This is a genomic window from Nocardia sp. NPDC003963, assembly GCF_053605105.1.
Genome location: NZ_JBSGIP010000099.1, coordinates 1 through 3,260, shown reverse-complemented (window position 1 = coordinate 3,260; position 3,260 = coordinate 1). Strand labels below are relative to the sequence as shown.

The window sequence follows — 3,260 nt, the reverse complement described above, 5'->3', positions numbered from 1 at the left end:
ACCGTAGTCCGATGCGGATGTATTGTGTGACTGCCGCGGCTTCGGCGGTGTACTTGAGCCCCGCTACATTGTCGGCGCAGGATCACTCGACCAGTGAGCTATTACGCACTCTTTCAAGGGTGGCTGCTTCTAAGCCAACCTCCTGGCTGTCTGCGCAATCCCACATCCTTTTCCACTTAGTACACGCTTAGGGGCCTTAGCCGGCGATCTGGGCTGTTTCCCTCTCGACTACGAAGCTTATCCCCCGCAGTCTCACTGCCGCGCTCTCACTCACCGGCATTCGGAGTTTGGCTGATTTCGGTAAGCTTGTGGGCCCCCTAGACCATCCAGTAGCTCTACCTCCGGTGAGAAACACGCGACGCTGCACCTAAATGCATTTCGGGGAGAACCAGCTATCACGGAGTTTGATTGGCCTTTCACCCCTACCCACAGCTCATCCCCTCAGTTTTCAACCTAAGTGGGTTCGGGCCTCCACGACGTCTTACCGTCGCTTCACCCTGGCCATGGGTAGATCACTCCGCTTCGGGTCTAGAACACGCGACTGAAACGCCCTATTCGGACTCGCTTTCGCTACGGCTACCCCACACGGGTTAACCTCGCCACATGCCACTAACTCGCAGGCTCATTCTTCAAAAGGCACGCCATCACCCACCCACCGAAGTGGCACAGGCTCTGACGGATTGTAAGCGCACGGTTTCAGGTACTATTTCACTCCCCTCCCGGGGTACTTTTCACCTTTCCCTCACGGTACTAGTCCGCTATCGGTCACCAGGGAGTATTCAGGCTTACCGGGTGGTCCCGGCAGATTCACAGCAGATTTCACGGGCCCGCTGCTACTCGGGTACTCACTACAACAGAGAACATGTTTTCGCCTACCGGACTCTCACCGTCTACGGTTGGCCGTCCCAGACCAATTCGACTAACACGAACTTTTCTGACTGTTGCTCGCCACGGCAGTGACAAGAAAGTGAGCCCCACAACCCCACACGCGCAACGCCTGCCGGCTATCACACACGCATGGTTTAGCCTCATCCGCTTTCGCTCGCCACTACTCACGGAATCACATGTTGTTTTCTCTTCCTGTGGGTACTGAGATGTTTCACTTCCCCACGTTCCCTCCACACACCCTATATATTCAGATGCGGGTAACACGACATCACTCGTGCTGGGTTTCCCCATTCGGACACCCTCGGATCACAGCTCGGTTGACAGCTCCCCGAGGCTTATCGCAGCCTCCTACGTCCTTCATCGGCTCCTGGTGCCAAGGCATCCACCGTACGCTCTTAAAAACTTACAAAACAAAGATGCTCGCGTCCACTGTGCAGTTCTCAAACAACACACCCACTCGGACTTGAATCACCGGACCTACCAGCCAACCGGCCGACGGTATCTCGAGAAATCCGAGCAGATCGTATTATCTTGCCTGGAAAGAACGTCTGTTCTTTCAGGACCCAACAGTGTGTTGATATATCCACCACAACCGAGAACACAGTCTCAGCCATGCGCAGTAGAGGCTGTCAGCGTTCCACCCATGAGCAACCATCGAACCACATTCGAGTTCGAAATGGCCTCTGCCACAACCGGATCTCGACTCTTCGAGCCGGCATGGAGAATGCTCCTTAGAAAGGAGGTGATCCAGCCGCACCTTCCGGTACGGCTACCTTGTTACGACTTCGTCCCAATCGCCGATCCCACCTTCGACGGCTCCCTCCACAAGGGTTAGGCCACCGGCTTCGGGTGTTACCGACTTTCATGACGTGACGGGCGGTGTGTACAAGGCCCGGGAACGTATTCACCGCAGCGTTGCTGATCTGCGATTACTAGCGACTCCAACTTCACGGGGTCGAGTTGCAGACCCCGATCCGAACTGAGACCGGCTTTAAGGGATTCGCTCCACCTCACGGTATCGCAGCCCTCTGTACCGGCCATTGTAGCATGTGTGAAGCCCTGGACATAAGGGGCATGATGACTTGACGTCGTCCCCACCTTCCTCCGAGTTGACCCCGGCAGTCTCTCACGAGTCCCCGCCATTACGCGCTGGCAACATAAGATAAGGGTTGCGCTCGTTGCGGGACTTAACCCAACATCTCACGACACGAGCTGACGACAGCCATGCACCACCTGTACACCGACCACAAGGGGGCCTACATCTCTGCAGGTTTCCGGTGTATGTCAAACCCAGGTAAGGTTCTTCGCGTTGCATCGAATTAATCCACATGCTCCGCCGCTTGTGCGGGCCCCCGTCAATTCCTTTGAGTTTTAGCCTTGCGGCCGTACTCCCCAGGCGGGGTACTTAATGCGTTAGCTACGGCACGGATCCCGTGGAAGGAAACCCACACCTAGTACCCACCGTTTACGGCATGGACTACCAGGGTATCTAATCCTGTTCGCTACCCATGCTTTCGCTTCTCAGCGTCAGTTACTTCCCAGAGACCCGCCTTCGCCACCGGTGTTCCTCCTGATATCTGCGCATTTCACCGCTACACCAGGAATTCCAGTCTCCCCTGAAGTACTCTAGTCTGCCCGTATCGCCTGCAAGCTTAAGGTTGAGCCCCAAGTTTTCACAGATGACGCGACAGACCGCCTACAAGCTCTTTACGCCCAGTAATTCCGGACAACGCTCGCACCCTACGTATTACCGCGGCTGCTGGCACGTAGTTGGCCGGTGCTTCTTATACTCCTACCGTCACTTTCGCTTCGTCGGAGTCGAAAGAGGTTTACAACCCGAAGGCCGTCATCCCTCACGCGGCGTCGCTGCATCAGGCTTCCGCCCATTGTGCAATATTCCCCACTGCTGCCTCCCGTAGGAGTCTGGGCCGTGTCTCAGTCCCAGTGTGGCCGGTCGCCCTCTCAGGCCGGCTACCCGTCGTCGCCTTGGTAGGCCATTACCCCACCAACAAGCTGATAGGCCGCGGGCTCATCTTGCACCGATAAATCTTTCCACCCCCGACCATGCAGTCGGAAGTCATATCCGGTATTAGACCCAGTTTCCCAGGCTTATCCCAGAGTGCAAGGCAGATCACCCACGTGTTACTCACCCGTTCGCCGCTCGTGTACCCCGAAGGGCCTTACCGCTCGACTTGCATGTGTTAAGCACGCCGCCAGCGTTCGTCCTGAGCCAGGATCAAACTCTCCGTTGAAGACTCACAATCACACCCGAAGGCGCAATCAAAAGTACAAACTAGAGTCCGAAAACCTAGCAAAACAAATCGCCAGCTGGAATTTAGCTGACTTAAATGTTCGGCCCTCCACACGGGGGT

At 56.0% G+C, this 3,260-nt stretch carries 2 rRNA genes (1 of these 2 running past the window's edge); both read right to left on the bottom strand.

The window, feature by feature from the left end:
- Positions 1-1,297 (bottom strand): 23S ribosomal RNA (locus tag ACWEWT_RS38360) (it extends 1,932 nt beyond the left edge of the window).
- Between the two features lie 326 nt (positions 1,298-1,623).
- Positions 1,624-3,140, bottom strand: a 16S ribosomal RNA gene (locus ACWEWT_RS38355).
- Together the 16S and 23S rRNA genes form the textbook arrangement of a ribosomal RNA operon.
- Positions 3,141-3,260: the final 120 nt, after the last annotated feature.